General features: G+C 51.0%; 14 protein-coding genes. 5 read left to right on the plus strand and 9 right to left on the minus strand.

Annotation, left to right across the window (positions count from 1 at the left end; translation table 11 throughout):
- A partial coding sequence (locus AC50Y3_RS29550; protein ID WP_494822235.1) for a hypothetical protein occupies positions 1–241 on the plus strand: 241 nt, incomplete at its 5' end.
- 61 nt (positions 242–302) lie between these two features.
- Here the strand turns inward: AC50Y3_RS29550 and AC50Y3_RS29555 are convergent.
- Complete coding sequence (locus tag AC50Y3_RS29555; protein ID WP_494822236.1) at positions 303–1,085, minus strand: phytanoyl-CoA dioxygenase family protein; 783 nt, start codon at positions 1,083–1,085, stop codon at positions 303–305.
- Positions 1,086–1,125: 40 nt separating this feature from the next.
- Positions 1,126–1,452: a nucleoside triphosphate pyrophosphohydrolase gene (locus AC50Y3_RS29560; RefSeq protein ID WP_494822237.1), complete on the minus strand. Its 327-nt coding sequence runs from the start codon at positions 1,450–1,452 to the stop codon at positions 1,126–1,128.
- 194 nt (positions 1,453–1,646) lie between these two features.
- Here AC50Y3_RS29560 and AC50Y3_RS29565 point away from each other — a divergent pair, with 194 nt between their 5' ends.
- Positions 1,647–2,561: an NAD-dependent epimerase/dehydratase family protein gene (locus tag AC50Y3_RS29565; RefSeq protein ID WP_494822238.1), complete on the plus strand. Its 915-nt coding sequence runs from the start codon at positions 1,647–1,649 to the stop codon at positions 2,559–2,561.
- Positions 2,562–2,656: 95 nt separating this feature from the next.
- On the opposite strand, the gene AC50Y3_RS29570 is transcribed toward AC50Y3_RS29565, so the two are convergent.
- Together AC50Y3_RS29570 and AC50Y3_RS29575 are read right to left on the minus strand one after the other, a co-directional pair.
- Positions 2,657–3,055 carry a hypothetical protein gene (locus AC50Y3_RS29570; protein WP_494822239.1) on the minus strand — a complete coding sequence of 133 codons (399 nt, stop codon included), beginning with the start codon at positions 3,053–3,055 and terminating at the stop codon, positions 2,657–2,659.
- A gap of 50 nt (positions 3,056–3,105) precedes the next feature.
- Positions 3,106–3,441 carry a hypothetical protein gene (locus AC50Y3_RS29575; protein WP_494822240.1) on the minus strand — a complete coding sequence of 112 codons (336 nt, stop codon included), beginning with the start codon at positions 3,439–3,441 and terminating at the stop codon, positions 3,106–3,108.
- 183 nt (positions 3,442–3,624) lie between these two features.
- On the opposite strand from AC50Y3_RS29575, the gene AC50Y3_RS29580 reads away from it, so the two are divergent.
- Positions 3,625–4,254 carry a DUF1796 family putative cysteine peptidase gene (locus tag AC50Y3_RS29580; protein WP_494822241.1) on the plus strand — a complete coding sequence of 210 codons (630 nt, stop codon included), beginning with the start codon at positions 3,625–3,627 and terminating at the stop codon, positions 4,252–4,254.
- Between the two features lie 39 nt (positions 4,255–4,293).
- Here the strand turns inward: AC50Y3_RS29580 and AC50Y3_RS29585 are convergent, their stop codons facing one another.
- The 3 genes from AC50Y3_RS29585 to AC50Y3_RS29595 form a co-directional block, all read right to left on the minus strand.
- Positions 4,294–4,488, minus strand: coding sequence for a hypothetical protein (locus AC50Y3_RS29585; protein WP_494822242.1), 195 nt, complete (start codon positions 4,486–4,488; stop codon positions 4,294–4,296).
- Between the two features lie 24 nt (positions 4,489–4,512).
- Positions 4,513–5,724 carry a glycosyltransferase family 4 protein gene (locus AC50Y3_RS29590; protein WP_494822243.1) on the minus strand — a complete coding sequence of 404 codons (1,212 nt, stop codon included), beginning with the start codon at positions 5,722–5,724 and terminating at the stop codon, positions 4,513–4,515.
- A 223-nt stretch (positions 5,725–5,947) separates the two neighbouring features.
- On the minus strand, positions 5,948–11,899 hold the full coding sequence (locus AC50Y3_RS29595) for an alpha-amylase family glycosyl hydrolase (protein ID WP_494822244.1): 5,952 nt from the start codon (positions 11,897–11,899) through the stop codon (positions 5,948–5,950).
- Positions 11,900–12,394: 495 nt separating this feature from the next.
- On the opposite strand from AC50Y3_RS29595, the gene AC50Y3_RS29600 reads away from it, so the two are divergent.
- A complete protein-coding gene (locus AC50Y3_RS29600; RefSeq protein WP_494822245.1) occupies positions 12,395–12,841 on the plus strand; it encodes a GNAT family N-acetyltransferase in 447 nt (148 codons plus the stop codon).
- 90 nt (positions 12,842–12,931) lie between these two features.
- On the opposite strand, the gene AC50Y3_RS29605 is transcribed toward AC50Y3_RS29600, so the two are convergent.
- Together AC50Y3_RS29605 and AC50Y3_RS29610 are read right to left on the minus strand one after the other, a co-directional pair.
- On the minus strand, positions 12,932–13,942 hold the full coding sequence (locus AC50Y3_RS29605; protein WP_494822246.1) for a Gfo/Idh/MocA family protein: 1,011 nt from the start codon (positions 13,940–13,942) through the stop codon (positions 12,932–12,934).
- Positions 13,943–13,956: 14 nt separating this feature from the next.
- Entirely contained in the window at positions 13,957–14,805 is an 849-nt protein-coding gene (locus AC50Y3_RS29610) for a sugar phosphate isomerase/epimerase family protein (protein ID WP_494822247.1), read from the minus strand.
- Between the two features lie 183 nt (positions 14,806–14,988).
- On the opposite strand from AC50Y3_RS29610, the gene AC50Y3_RS29615 reads away from it, so the two are divergent.
- Positions 14,989–15,900, plus strand: a complete 912-nt coding sequence (locus AC50Y3_RS29615; protein WP_494822248.1) for an AraC family transcriptional regulator — start codon at positions 14,989–14,991, stop codon at positions 15,898–15,900.
- The last annotated feature ends 531 nt before the right edge of the window (positions 15,901–16,431 follow it).

Raw genomic sequence — 16,431 nt, forward strand, 5'->3', positions numbered from 1 at the left:
TTTCGCGATTTATGACCATTTGACTGGTCGCTCATTGTTCAGTTTTCAAAGAACAAATTTCATGTTCTGGTTTGTTGACCCAGAATCAGATCTTACCATACTTCGAAACATAATTGCAAGCTTTATTTTTCAACTTGCTTTCGTTTCGATCACCGCGTCCCTGTATCTCTCAGCGGCGGAATTAGAATATACCATGATTGCCAACGCACTTGCAACAGGTATTATTTTACAATCCATATAACCCATAACAAAAGCGCGCCTGCGTGAACAAGCGCGCATCCATGATGTCTTTCAGTTCTGCATTATTTCCATTCTTCGCTGCCTTGAAACGGCATATGGCGAGCTTCATCAAACTTAGGAAACGGCAAGTAATCATTAATACCCGGAACGGCTTTGCCGCGCAGCAAGAACGCCGAAGGCCACTGCGGTACTTTGATTAACGTGCTGGTCGGGATGTAGCGAATCGTCAATCCGCAGCGGCGCAGCGGGGAGTGATTGGCTTCAGAGCCGTGAATGATGCTTGGGTGATGGACGGATACGCCGCCTGCACGCAAGATGAGATCCACTGCTTTCTCCTCTTCCACTAATGCTGGATCCACTTCGGATTCCAGAACATTCGCTGTTGTCGTGTTGGCTTTCATTTCTTGAAGCTCCATCGTTTGCGTGCCCGGGATTACTCGCAGACAGCCGTTCTCAGGCAAGGAGTCATCGACTGCAAGCCACAATGTAACTACATTCATCGGTTCAAGCGGCCAGTAGCTGCCGTCTTGATGCCAGAGAACAGGGCGGCCATCAAATGGCGGCTTACTAATATAGTGGGAAGCAAACAAGGCGATATCCGGACCAATGTACTGCTCTGCGATATCGAGCAGGCGATCATCGCTTACAAGGCGAAGCCAGAATGGGTCATCCGCCAATAGCGTATGGCCAAGATTCTCCGGGCGAAGTCCCGGGTTCTTCTCCATGAGCCACTCCACATGCTGCTTGGCTTCTTGAATCAGTGATGCATCGAGAACTTCCGGATAGACGGCATAACCGTCACGATCGAATTTTTCTTTAGCCAGCTTTAATTGTTCTTGGGACATTGTTGGATCCTCCTCATGAATTTGAGAATAACTACGTGGATCAAGCTTCTTGTACATCCTCCAGATAAATTCGCTCGTCAAACCCGCCGCGCTTTGCGGATTTCTCCGCTCTTATCGTTTCCAACTGCTCGGCATTGAAGCCATGAACACGTGATAGCGCATGAAGGAGCTCAAGGATATCAGCCAACTCTTCTAGCGCGCTCGCGTTATCCTCCGCCTCCAAATACTCGCGGAGCTCCTCCGATAATTTAAGGCGCAGTTCTGCAAGATACGAAGCTTCATCCAGAATACGAGTCGTGCAAGTTTCGCCGTTGTTTGCGATGATTTCCGGAATACGGTCGCGTACAAGCTTATTGTATGTAGGCATACAACGACTCCTTCGTTAGCAAGTAATCATGGTAAGTAATCCTCACTTCGAGCCTATTATACCGTGATGAGGACACAGAATAAAACAGCTTCCGGATAAAAATCAGCACCATCGCAAGGCTTGTGCCCCATGCGGTTTCCCGGCTCCATGCGTACGATAAAACATCGGGATTCCAACGCGGGAGGAACAGGCGCATGAAAGTGGTTGTAACAGGAGGGGCTGGGTTTATCGGCTCGCATCTCGTAAAAGGTTTGGTTGAACGCGGAGCGGACGTTCATGTCATCGACAACCTCTCGTCGGGTTCGGTGGAACGAGTAGATCCGAAAGCGATCCTTCATATAGAAGATGTTCGGTTCGGAAGAGCAAAACGAATCATAACGTCCGTCAAACCGGATGTCGTCTATCACCTCGCCGCGCAAGCAGACGTACAGCGCTCTATCGCACATCCAAGCAGAGACGCCTCCATTAATGTCGGAGGTACGATAAATATGCTTGAAGCCTGTATACTAGCCGGCGTTCGCAAGCTGATTTTTGCCTCCACATCCGGGGTATACGGCAATTTGGAAAGGGATCGCATTACCGAACAGGATCCCACGGATCCGATTTCGTTCTACGCAATGTCCAAGCTGACAGCTGAACGTTATATCCGCCTCTATAGCCGTTTCTATGGATTGGGATATACAATTCTCCGCTACGGCAACGTATACGGTCCAGGTCAAACGGCCAAAGGCGAAGGCGGTGTCATCGCAAACTTCATAGAAAGAACAGTGAAGGGCCTGCCGCTTATGATCAATGGAGAAGGTCTCCAGACGCGGGATTTCATCTATGTAGGGGATGTCGTCTCGGCTAATCTTGCTGCAGCATCACGCGGGAATCTTGAAACGCTGCATGTAAGTACAGGGCTTCGGACGTCGATCAATCAATTGGCTGAGCTGCTCCAAGACCTTCACCCCAGCGAAATTGAACTGCTGTACCGTCCGGCTAAACCGGGCGACATTATGCACAGCTGTTTATCTTGTGAGCGAACACGTCACACGCTTCAATGGGAGCCGATCACCAGCATAGAGCGTGGCGTCGGTGAAACGTACCGATTCTGGACAGAATCGTAAAGCGAAGCACATCCAGCAGCTGCGGCAAAAATAACAACAGCCTCGTTCTCAGCTCTGAAGACAATCAGAGTGACGAACGGGGCTGGTTTATTTGCTCATGGTCCATAGACGAATCCTTGAAGGGAGAACGGACCCGTAATTCGCGCACGCGTATCGTTTGATCGGACAGTCAAGTAATAGTGCCGCTGCGGAACAGTTCCTCCGAAGGTCAGTTGTTCTTTCGTTCTGACTTTCATGAAACAGGACTCCATATTCCAATAGACAACCGCACCATCCGGACTGTCTTCTCGCAGCATGATTTCCATCTCACCCGAGTCCCAGCTCATGATATCCGAATTCTCCCACCCAACCTCAAGCCGCAGCACCAATCGGTCACCTGGCAGGATGGAAGTAAGCAATAGCGAAGTGAGAACCACTTGCTCGGGACCGACGAGAATGGGCTCAAAGCTGCCGACATCTGCACCACTTTTATCCGAGTATTTCATGCCGAACATTCCTTTCCTATTCCTTAAATGATTTGCAGCAAATGCACGAATGCCTCTCCTTAATCCAGCCGATCAAAGTCCTTCTCTGTCAATGTCGCGATCACAGCGCCTTGATTACGAAGCACGGCTTTAATTCGCATCGGCTTATACGTCGAATAGTTCGTCACAACCAGCAGACTGAACGGCGCATAGTTCGGCGTCAACGGGGGCAATTCAATCGGTTTTCGCGATTCCATCTCCTGCAGCGTCTCGTAGAATAAAATCCCGTTATTATAGACGTGCACGAGGCAATCGAATACCTCCTCGCCGTCATTGACGATCGACCACGAAATAAACTCTATAAACCGACAATCAATTCTCGCGAAAGCTGCGGCATCCAGCCGAAATATCGCCATGTATTCCCTCCTCCGCACGTCTTCCTTCTATTATCGTATGAGAAGCTATGGCAAACGTAAGGGCATAACCGCCCCGAACAGCCACCCAAAAACAAAGGTCACGCATCCATTTGTCCAAGCGGAATCCCTATCAGAAGCATTAACTAAATAGAGTCTATCTACGAAAGGAAGGATGTGTGGACGATGCAACTCGTAGACTTGAAAGGGAGCTACGACGCCATCTACAGCCTCGGCGATCTTTGTTTGCCGGCCATTCAAATGGAGCTTAATGAGATTCGGCCATTCGCCGGTCCGCTGGACTGGATGCAATCGCAGAACCTCTCCGATGTCACAAGACTGCTTCGAAACCGGTTCGCCCGCTTCATGGATTACAGCCATTTGGAGGTCATCAGCAAGGCAAGCGAGAAACTGTACTATGTCAAAGAGACCGAATACAATGTGTTCTCGAATCACGACTTCTACACCCACAACAATTTTCCGCCGGAGTTAAACGCTTATCCCGAGGTGAAAGCCAAATACGACCGAAGGGTCGCGCGTTTCCTGGAAAAGGCCGCCTTGAGCGAGCAAATTCTATTCATTCGTACAGAAGCAACCATCGAGGAAACGAGAGAATTGACTGACGTTCTTTCGGCTATGGTAGCAGGCAGTTATCGTCTGTTGGTTGTGAATCATGCACCGGTAAGCGGTATCGTCGAGCAGCACTGGCCATTGCCGCATGTATGTGCCATTCAGCTGCCGAACGAGGAAATATGGCACGGGAATGATCAGCTGTGGAAAGAGATTTTTCAGGGTATCGTGCTCCGTGAGGAATAAATGAGAAAAGGGCATCCTTATTGGATCGCCCTTTTGCTGTTATGACTTCTTCTGACTATCGACCACTGTTGAAAGCACAGGCCAGTCGGGCAGCTTATAGTCTTCCGCCCTTCTAAGCCCGGCTAATATTCGGTTCCACACCTCATAGTCCACCATGATCCCGGGATCCGGCGTTTGATCGGCGAATATACGGTTGTATAAATCGCCCTTCACCATGAATCGCTGATTCAGCATGGGTTCCCACCTCACTTCTCGCTGTTACTTCTTAATAACCGATTGATACACATCAAGTACCCGCTCCACCATCCTGTCCATCGACCAGTGGACAGTGCCCCATGCTCTTGCGTTACGTCCAAGCTGTTCTCGGAGACTGTCATTTGCAAGCAACAGCCCCAGCTGCTCCGCCAGTTTAACCGAATCCCGCACGGGAGAGATCAGACCCGTCACTTCATGCTCAACCATCTCAGGCAAACCGCCTGCAGTCGACACTAAGGAAGGCAGCCCAGCCACCTGTGCTTCCATTAAAGAGAAAGGCTGATTATCTTGAATACAGGAGTGAACGAAAATATCGGACATCCGAAGCAGCCCGGGAATATCATCCCGGACGCCTAGAAACAGGACATTTTGCTGGAGCTGATGGGCCGCAGTCAGCTGCTCAAGCTCAGCCCGTTGCTCCCCGTCCCCCACGATCCAGCACACCCAGTCCTGCCGTGTCCATTTCAGAATGCCAAGTGCAGCAATGAGAATATCGATTCCTTTAACGAATGAAAGGCGGGCAGGGCATATAATGATTTTCTTACCCAGTGGGCGCTGCATCGTCGTTCCTTTGCTTGCCTGCCGCTCGAATGCATCGATGTCGAGGCCATATGGAAACACCTTAATTCGCGTTTCCGGCACTCCGAACGTGTTTACCAGCAGCTGCTTCTGCCACTCGTTCGCCGTCAGCGTTACATCGCCCGAGTTCGCGCCGTAATGCTCGATGCCGTTAAAATAATTCCAAGCCGGCGAGTTCTCCGCTACGCCTAACTGGGGATTTAACCGATAGTTCATCGTCACTTCGATCGCGACAGAGCCATGAATATGCGCAACCAGCGCCGTTCTGGGGGACTTCACCCGCCCGAGCGCCCTAGCGGCAAAAATATCATGCGTATGGATAATGTCATAATGTTCAAGCCCAAAATAAGCAGCTCCCAGCTCCAAATAATAGCGTTCATATTCGCAATGCATCACATAGTGATCCACGTGAATCTGCGGGATACGAGACGCGTTCAGCTTGGCGGAGATTAGAGGACGCAGTACTTCCTTGGCAATCTCCTTGTTTAGTCCGGGCATATGCACTTTATCGGGACCGTTGCCGAGCAGGTCCACTTGATGTCCCATCAGCTCGAGCCGCTGCTTCAGCTGCGTCATATACTTCCAAACGCCGCCAACATGCGGAACCTGCCAAAAGGTGGCCAACAATATCTTCATGCTGTCCTCTCTCCCTGCATCCGTTAGCTGCCGGGACAGCTGCTCCGGCGCGGAAGTGGTCATACGTTGTCGTAGTACCATCATATTAACGAGACATTTCAAGAGGCACGACGGTTGAACCCCGTCAATGAACTATTTACTGGGTAGTTGCGAGATTTGTATAGCAAAAAGAAACCTGCTCCCCCTATCGGGGAGCAGGTTTCTTCATATAGAGGTGACTAGATTATGCCTCAAGCAGCTTATAAATCACTTTCGCGCTTTCGGCGCGAGTTGCATTACCTTGCGGCTCGAAGCTGCCGCCTGTCTTGCCATCCAGGAGGCCCAGCTCCTTTGCTGCTCCGATCGATGCTGCAGCCCAGCTGCTGATGGCATTCACATCGGAGAATTTCTTCAGCTCAGCTGCGTGATCAGCTGTATGTTTGCCATGCTTCACTTCATAAGCACGCATGAGCATGACCGCCATCTCTTCACGCGTAATCGTGCCGTTCGGTGCGAACGCCGTTGCGCTGCGCCCGTTCACGATGCCCGCTTCAGCTGCAGCCGCCACGGCAGGTGAATACCAAGCGCTTGCTGGTACATCAGCGAACGCAGCCGTCTTCGTCGCTTTGAGCTCCAGTGCATGCACAAGCAGCGCTGCGAACTCAGCACGGGAAATGCTGCGGCTTGGCTCGAAACGATCCGCGCTCGTACCGTTCATAATATGCTTCGCCGTCAAATCACCAATCATCGCAGCTGCCCAGTGAGTCGCGGACACATCTGCGAAGCGCTTCGTGAACTCCAGTACAGCGTAGCTGGAGAAGTGAGAAATCTCCACGGTCATCGTACCGTCATCATTCAGTTTACCGCCGATAAACTCAAGTTGACCGTTATCTGCGATGTAGTAGATACCGATCCGCTTCGTATTGGCATTAGCCTTCACCTTGAAGGTAAGAGTAAGCGGTTGTGCAAACTTGCTCAATACCGTCTTTTCCTTGCCAGCCGCGTCTACAAGGGCGAGGCGGAAATCGTAAATATCCGATGCCGCATTCAGCTCAGTTGTGCCATCTTGCTCGGCTTTAGCCAGTAGTGCTTGTTTAGCTTGCTCGTTCAACGGCTGCATGTGAAGTGTAATTTGCCCAACACCGTTGGCCGCGCCTTCGCCTTGCTTGACTAGCTCTTTCAATACACCGGTTGGAAGAGCAACTTTAACATCGCCTTGGATCACTTCCAGCGACTTATCGCCGAGAAGCTCTGCCGTATTAAGTGGCAATACCAGCTGACTCTTGCCTTCCGTGTCGACAATCACTTTGCTGCCTGTTGCTTTGCTGATTGCAGCTTTCAATTCGGATGGTGACATTTGTTTGCTATCGGTAACTACGGTTACAGAGCCCGATCCGCCGGATGAAGGCGGCGTAAGATCGCCTTCTCTTGTAATCGTAAGCTTAAGCGTCTTCGTCGCTTGTCCCGCACGACCTGCATCGGTGTACCACGGCAGTGCCAGTGTTTCCGCACTCGGCTCAATATGCAGCGTGAAGTTATTTTCACCCACTGCAAGCGGCACGTTCTCGACAAGCACATTCCCCGCTGCATCCATATCCGCTGCATCAATCGGCTCACCGTTGATGGTGAAGTTCACGCCATAAGGTACGTTTGCTTTTAGCGTGAAATCTTCTTCATCCGTCGTATAGGCAATATCATCGCCGTAGGAGATACGCGGCATAGTTACGATCATCGGCATATCCACCCAGCGCAGAACGTAATCGTCCACAACCATCGTGTTGCCGCCTTGGTTCTTGATCGTCAATTGCATATTCGTATCCGTCGAGGAGTACGCGTAATTGCCGGCATCCTCGGTGTCATTGGCCTTACGCGTATGCGAAGTCAATGCCTCCGTCGACCAAGCTCCACGTGTGTATTTGTATTGAATGGATTTGCCGGCCATCATCTTAAAGCTGTATTCCACCACATCGCGCGTCGTTGCACCGCTTGGTACATTCAGCTTGTTGCCCGATGCATTCCAGCCATTCAAGTCGCCTGCCAAGAAGATATCGTCTTGAACCGGCGTGTAGTTCGGAAGATGAACGCGCAGTTTCACATCCACCATGACAAGCTTCGGTGTAACCGACTTCTCATCGGAATACCCGCGATTATAAGCGCTGTCCACTGCTGCTACTTTGTACGTATACGCCGTATCATTGCTGACCGTAAAGTCCACATACGAAGAAACCGTAGGGTCTACAACAGCAATACGGACGAATTCCGTATCCGCCTTCTTGCGATACACTTCATAATGATGTGCCGCTTCTTCAGACACTGCCGCAGTCCAGTTCAATTGAACGCGGTTTGACTCCGTCATAATATCAGCGAGCCCAGGTGCTTCAGGTGCCGTCGTGTCCCCATTGTCTGCATGTACATCAACGCTCTGCTGCGCGGACTCTGTGAACGTATCGCCGTTGTCGCTTGAGACTTTGGCGAAGTAATAGTAGGCACCTGCTTCGATTGGCTCGAAAGCCGCCCAATACACTTTCTTCCCGTCTTGCGTGTCTTGCTTATAGCGCAGTTTGGTTTCTACCGCTTCGGCTTTGTTTGAGCCTTCTTGGTAATAAGCAAGGCGTGCAATCAGATTCGGCGCTTCGCTGCCTGCATAAGCTGCGTTATCCGTAAGTCCCGGAATATCGATCGTGACTTGGATTTCGGAGGTTTTGTGACCCACGCCAAGCGTAACCGCGTCAGATTGCTGCGTGATAACTACCCCATTCACTGCAAAAGAAGGCGTCGCCGATGCATACTCGCTCAGCAAACTCTCCCCGCTGCCCGTAACGGCTGTCACGGTGTAGTAGTACTTCTTCCCATTCTCCACGTTTACATCGGTCCACGTGTTGCCTTCTGCTTGGCCGGCCAACTGCAGCTCGGCACCTTCGATTGCCGCACGGTACACATTGTAGCCCGTTGCACCTTGAGCAGCATCCCATGTCAGCGCAACTTCGCCGTTACCGCCTACTGCAGTAAGGTTCTGCACCTGCGGCACAGTAACTAGCTCAGTCGTTGAAGTCAACATCAAACCGCTCATAGCTTTAACTGTAAGCGAGATCGTGCCTCCTGTAACCGTACCTTCAATCTCACTGCCCAGCTGATCTGCCAGCGTGATGCCTTCAGGCAGGAATCCGGCTACATTGGCTTCAATTGCCACATCGGTTGTGCCGCGATTCACGACAACTAGTCCTGCTTGATTGTCCGTCTTGCGGGCGTAGGCGATTACATCGCCTTGGTTGTAGGCTGTCTTCAGCTCACCTGTGCGGAATACTTCATTGCTCTCACGGATGTTGGCTGCTTTCTGATACGTATCAAACAAGGTTGCGTACTTGCCAACTCCTGCATATTCGCCATTGGAACCGGAAACGCGCTCCCATGGGAATGTACGGCGGGAATCCGGATCTTTCGTACCGGTCAAACCAACTTCATCTCCATAGTTGATCGTTGGCGCACCGGGATAGCCCAGTTGGAAAATCGCCGTTAGCGCTTGCATCCGGAGCGCTTTGTCCGACGCATCCGGTGCAATGGCCAAATGCTCTTCTTCCCACTCCGGTTTATCGTACTTCGTAATGGAACGAATCGTATCATGGGAATCTACGAGGTTCAGCATCACTTGCCATGCTTCTGCCGGGTAATCCTCGCGAATGGACTCCAGTGCATCATTGAACTGCGCCGCATTGCCGCTGATAATGAAGCTTTGCAGGGCAGCGCGGAAACGGTAGTTCATGACGGAGTCGAACTGATCTCCCAGCAGGAAGCGAGTTGCAACGCCCCACTCTTCGCCAAGAATGATCGGGTCCGGAATGGTGTTGCCATTGCTGTCCACGCGGCCGGCTGTCGATTTCACCGCTTTGCGGAACTGCTGCCAAGTCCCCGAGGACACATCAGGCGCAACGTCCAGACGCCAGCCGTTCGCACCCATCCACTCCCAGCGCTGCGAGTTCGCATTTTGCATCAAGGCATCTGCGTCTTCGTCTGTTTTGCCGCTTAGGTCATGACCGATAACGAGATCACGATACCCTTGCACGTTCCACTCATGGTTGCCTTGAAGGGCATCCGTATCGCCGGCCGCTGCTTGAGGTGCATCCACAACCGGTAAGGAATCGTAGCCCCACCAGCCTTCGTATTTGTAGTGACCGTCTACTTGCTCGTTGGAAACGGTAAACCAAGTTGTAAAGTCAAAATCATTCGGATACGCATAATGCTCCCCAGTTGCAGGGTTAACCTGTGCAGTGAACGCATTGATTGTCTGCTGTTTGGCAGCTTCAAGCGTTGCGCCGTCCTTATTCACTTTGTCATACACTTTCGCCCAGAATTCGTAAGCGCCGATCTCCGGATATTTCTCATAGCGGTCAAAATAAATCGAGTCATCGCCGACATGGTTGAACACGCCGTCCACGATCAGCTTGATGCCCATCTCGCTTGCTTTCTTCGTGAAAGCCGTGAATACACGGTCGGAAGCAACGCGCGTTGCTTCATAATCCAGTCCTGAAGCCGGGTTCCCAGGTGTATTGTAGACCGGTTCGCCAAACATCGGATCGAGATGCTGATAATCCGTCGCATCATATTTGTGATTGGAAGCCGCCCATGCGACTGGGTTGAAGTAGATGACATTGACGCCAATGGACTTCAAATAGTCGAGCTTCTGCGACGCGCCTGCGATATCGCCGCCGTAGAACTCATTTGTCCAGAGGTCATCCGAAGTCGCCCCCGGGAAATACGGCTGCTGCTCAGGCGTCGTCCGGTCCGGATTCTCCGGTACATCGTTCCATGATCCCCACACCTGATCCGGAGTAGGATCATTCGTTACGCCGCCATCAAAATATTGCAGCTTATGACCGTTCTTCTCTGTCAGGGTCTCGCCTGGGAGAGCTGCACCGCCGCGATAGCCATCTACGATCTTAGCGCGGTTGTTGGAAGCATCCCCATCGAAGAAACGATCGGGGAAGATTTGATAGACGACCGCATTCTTCATCCAATCCGGCGTCGTGAAATCTTTGTCGTACACAGTTAAATCGTAAGGTAGTACGCCCTCATCCGCAGAGGCTCCGCTGCCGCCGCGTGATCCATCGTCCCCATATTCAACTTTCGCAGGGCCGTCGATCAGAATGAATTTATACCCCCACACGCCAATCCCTTGGAATGCAGAAGCCGGAATCGTTACTTCCCAATAATCCTTCTCGTCAAATGAAGTCGCCTTGCGCATATCGAATGCGGAAGCCAGTCCTTGCGGGTTGCTCAGCTCGACGCGCACCACTTGTGCGTCGCCTGCTTCCGTTGCGATGCGGAGCGTTACCGCCTCGCTGCCTTCTTTGATCGCGCCAAAAGGTTTCTTATAGGTAACCGAACGGGAGTCATACACCAGCTTATCGCGGTGAATCATACCGTCGAACTGGCTATCTGCCGGTTTATAGTCCGTCGTAATCGTGCGGTCTGCTAGAACAGTAGAGAATGTCACATCCGCAGGATCCAGTGTTTGCAGCACGAAGTTGCCGCCGCCTGAACCGTAGTTGTTCGCATCCCAGTTATTCCCTTGCACCACTTTCATTTCGTAGCGCGCAGCCGGAAGCGTGCGTTGAAGCTTGTAAACCGATCCGTCGAAATTATAATCCACGAATAGCTGCTTCGCTTGATCCGGTGCCCATTCGGACTCGCCGAATACGGATTGAATGCTGCCGACAAGCCGCGGCCATTCCGCATAGCTAAGGGCAGGTGTATACTGCTGTGCACCTTCGACGTTCGGCAAGCTGATGCGCACTTGGCCTAACTCATCATTGAGATAGAAGTTGACTTTCGTTCGCTCAGTCAAAGTGAATTCGATGTTGTTGCCGTTGTTGGAATAACCGTCCCACGTACCTTGGTGCACGATTTTAAAGGCATACTGGCCTGCGTCCAACACAGTGGAGTACGCATAAAACTCACCAACAAGATGTTTCATCTGTGTCACGGTCGAGTCGTTACTCCAGCCTTGGAAGGAGCCAACTACAACCCACTTATGGTTGCCGCCCGGCTGTTCAACGAAGGTATCCGCTTGAATCGCATCCGCCCCGGCCTCGTCTGCATTTGCTTGCCGTGGAAAGAAGCCTACAATCTGTACAACCATAAGTATGGATAGAAGAAGTGCCCCTATACGAGTTTGACGTTTGCCTTTCATGGTTATCATTCCATTACCTCCCTAAGTTAAAATGACTGACGATGCTGTGCTCCCTGAGTCGATGAAAACATGAAATTTTGCGCAATCGTTTGCGCAAATGCCCGTAGAATCCCCTTTCTGCCGATAAAAAGAGCTATCCCCTGAAAGAAGAGATAGCCGGGTTGTTCCGCTTCGGTTCTCGAAGGCCGGAAAGCATTGCCCTTAAATTAGCAAGAATCAGCATAGTTCTTTGCCTTTATCTTAGTATGAAAACGCTTTACAGTCAATGATATCCATTAAGGAAAATCATTGGCGAAAATCATGTGGAGCTCTTAGCGGAGCGCAATCGTTTGCGCTAACTCCTATAAAAAGTGAATATTTCTTTATTTTGGCTGTGTGATTTCATGCTTAGCTTGTATGCAAACAAGTTTCTCAAGATTGTGTTAAAATTTCATGAACTGTATTGTATATTTATACATACTATCATATAATTATCCGTAACAAGATCATAAGGGAGGACCCATAATGTCACTCGTAGTACGCAATGTAGAGTTTGAGGATGTAAACGGCCTAACAGCCTTAATGCATAATTATATCGTGGACTTCTATCGGAAGGCATGGCCGGGAGATCGAGTTGTTCGTCAGTTGATTCAAACCTTGCTCGAGAAACAAGAAGGCATTCAATTCGTAGCGCTTAAAGATGGAGAACTGGTCGGCTTCGCCACGCTCTATTTTACATATAGCACCATGAAAGCCGAACGGATCACCGTTATGAACGACCTTTATGTCATGGAGCCCTATAGAGATACACAAGTGGAATCTCTGTTGTTCCTCGCTTGCCAGCGTTATACCCATGATCTCGGCTATGCGCGCATGTCCTGGATTACCGCCAAAGACAATACCAGAGCGCAATGCTTCTTTGACAAAATGGGCGGCGTGCAAGATGAGTGGGTCAACTATTCGATCGGATAAGATGATAGGACTGTTGACGTCTTTTCGGCAGAACTGCGTGAATCGTTTAAAAAAGCCGCACCCCTCAACAGGGATGCGGCTTTCGCCATTCTATAGGGAGATGAACGAACCGCCGGCATCTGCCGACTTCTGCTCTGCTTCGATAATATCCAGTGTGCGCGCTGCGCTCTCCGGCGTACAAACCGTAATCGGCTTATCGTTCGCCAGCGAATCGATGAATGAACGGATCTCGAAGTAGTACCCCATATCATCGGATAGCTCCGCTATGAAGCTCGGCTCCTCGTTTGGATTAACCTTCACCTTATTGTCCGCGAAGATGAGGTTCCCGCCCTCAAAATTAATGCGGTAAGTCATTTCGAAGCCGAAGTCGCCGCGAAGCGTCCAGTCTGCTTGTGCATTCAATACAAGACCACTGTCGTATACATAGTGCGTCGACACGATATCATAGGCGCTGCCAGGAATAACATTGCGACCTATTGTAGAAACCTTATCCGGCACACCGAACAGCCAGTGAACCATATCCGTATCATGGATGTGCATGTCAAGCAGACAGCCGCCGCTCTTGCTGCCATCTAGGAACCATTCTGCCGGCAGGCCTGAGCCGCGGAAGAATGAACCGCCGAGCGGCTTACCGTAACGTCCATCCTCGATGCATGCTTTTGCATATTCATAGGCCGGCCAGAAGCGCAGACATTGACCGATCATGAGTTTCTTGCCTGTGCGTTCTGCAGTCGCTACCATTCGCCATGCATCCTCGGCGGTGCGAGCAATCGGCTTCTCACACATGACGTGGTAGCCTTTCTCCAGCATCATACAAGTGATATCGGCATGAAGCCCGGTCGGCAGCGTGATATCGATCATATCCAGCTCTTCACTCGCGATCATTTCTTCAATATCCGTATAGAGATTGAACGGATCAAGGTTGTACAGCTCTTGATTCGTCGCAATATTACCGATTGCTTTGCCGTCCTTCAATTCCTCGATGCGCACATCGCAAATGGCCTTCAATTGAACCGGCGCGCCTTCTGCCATAAGCCGTGTATAGTTGTCAAAATGCATCCGTCCCATAAAACCGAAGCCGATCAGACCTACCTTAATCATGCTGCTTCCCCCTTTTAGTTGTTGCCCCGTCCCAGAATGGCATCCATCGCACGGGATGTGTTGTAAATGATTTGCTCACCGTGGTGCGTGTAACCCGGAATCATCTCTGCAATGACATAGTTGTTATACTCGATCGCGCGAAGTGCCTCCACTACTGCAGGATAGTTCACGTCACCTGCAAGCAGATCAACAAATCCATGCAATCCGCCCGCTTGTCTGCGGTAGTCTTTGAAATGCACTTTCTTGATACGGTTGCCCAGAATGCGTACCCATTGCTCGGGATATCCGTTGCTGACGACGTTACCCACATCGAAGTAGGAGCCGACATAATCGGAATTAACGGTGTCGATGAATGTCCGCAGCTCAAGCGGGGAAAGCAAGAACTTGTTCCACACGTTCTCGATCCCGATTGAAACGCCCGCTGCCTTAGCATCAGACGATAGCGTGGTGATACATTCAATCGCGCGCTCATAAGCACGCTCGTAGTCGACTACTTCACTATCCGGGATGAAATCAACGCCTACTGCTCCTGGAATAACCAAGATTGTATCGACGCCAAAAGATGCAGCAAGCTCCAATTGCTTGCGTGTAATATCCATTGCTTTCGTGCGGTTAGCCGCCGATTCGCTTGTCATGGAATAGGACCAGTAGAGACCCGTAGCAAGACCGCAAATTTCAAGATCCGCCTGCTCCAATCGGGACTTGATGTCACGAACCTCTTGGTCTGTAGCTTCCAAACTAAGCTCGCCTGTTTCGTTCAAGGACAGCTCGATTCCTTCGAATCCAGCGTCTTTAGCAATGCGTATCGATTCGGCAATCGTCGTCCCTTGCGGAAAAGACCAAATGTTAACTCCCTTTTTCATCAGGCTTGCCTCCTAAGTGATTTGTATTTTTCCTGTTTATTGCTTGGACCTCATCATTTATAATGAAACTGCCAACATTAATCAAAGTATAGTAGAAATAACGAGAAAAATATTTAGCGGAATCAGATATAATTTAAACTTTTCCGAGATCCTATCCGGTGAAGAAGAGTGAGGTTCGTTCAGATGGAGCAGCTGTACGCAGAAAATCGTCATCAACTTGCCCATGCCCATTTTCGGGAGTGGTCGCCAAGCATCCATTATGCCAAATATCAGAGCCTTCCCCCGGGGAAGCTGCCCAAACGGCGACTCTATGACTACGAAATTCTATATGTGAGTCAAGGGGAAGCCGCGACGACGATTGGGGAAACGCGATATGAATGGAAAGCCGGACAGCTGATCTATCTGCCAGCGGGCTTGTTCCATCAGAACGAGGTTGTCTCCCAGCCAAACGCCCAATTTCTCGGCATCCACTTCGATTACTTCGATGAGCTCGAAGTTGGCTCTGACGAGGATATGGTTGTGAATGAGGCGCACCCCCTGGCGGAGAAATTTTGCCGCGAGGCCGCAAATGAGACCTTCCCGCCGCTGTCGGAGCAAATTATCTATACGCCCTCTTTGCTCTGTGTGCAGCTTATGGAGCAGCTAGTCGAGGAGTTCACTGCGCGTCCTCCCGGGTATGAGCTCGCTTGTAAGGCGCTAATGCTGAACATTCTGTCGCAGCTGCAGCGTTCCAGATCCACGCTCCATCAGCGTGCGGCCGATACGGTTCACGGCCAGCGCCTGTTATCCCTCATGAAGCAGATGGAGTCATCTCTGTCTGAGGCGTGGAGCAACAAACGATTAGCCGATTTGCTGCTCATGAATGAGGATCACGCTGCGAAGCTGTTCAAGCAGGTTGCCGGACAGCCACCAGGTGAGTATCTGCGCTCTATTCGGCATCGCGAAGCCCGCAGGCTCCTCCGCGAGACCGACTTATCCGTGGAAGAGGTCGGCGAACGCACGGGCTGCCCCGACATCCACTACTTCAGCCGGCAGTTCCGCAAGCAGGAAGGGTTGTCGCCGAGTATGTACCGCAAGCTCTCGCGGGTGCTGTAGGGGGAACGTCCGCGTCCGGCGGAGTCGGGGGGCGAGGTGCGTGAGAAGCTGAGCGTTCGAAAGTTGGACTCTCAGCTCTGAGACCACTACGAAAAATCGAACTCTCAGGCCTCAAACTAACCAGGTTGGACTCTCTTGCGTGGCTGAAAGTTCGAAAGTCGAACTCTTAGCGCCGAAACCGCTTCGATTAATGACTGAGAGTTCGAAAATCGCACTCTCAGTCTCCAAACTAACCAATCTGTACCCTCACAAGAAGCTGAGAATGCGAAAATCGGACTCTCAGCGCCGAAAACACCTCGAAACGAGGCTGAGAGTATGAAAATCGAACTCTCAGTCTCGCGGTATATTGGGTTTGGGGTTGGGGTTGGGGTTATAGCTTGTGGTTTGCGGTTTGCGGTTTGCGGTTTGCGGTTTGCGGTTTGCGGTTTGCGGTTTGCGGTTTGCGGTTTGCGGTTTGCGGTTTGTTGCGGCAGCGGTTTGTGGTTTGTGGTTTGTGGTTTGTGGTTTGTGGTTCGTGGTTCGTGGTTCGTG

Source organism: Paenibacillus sp. J22R98 (assembly GCF_059383835.1).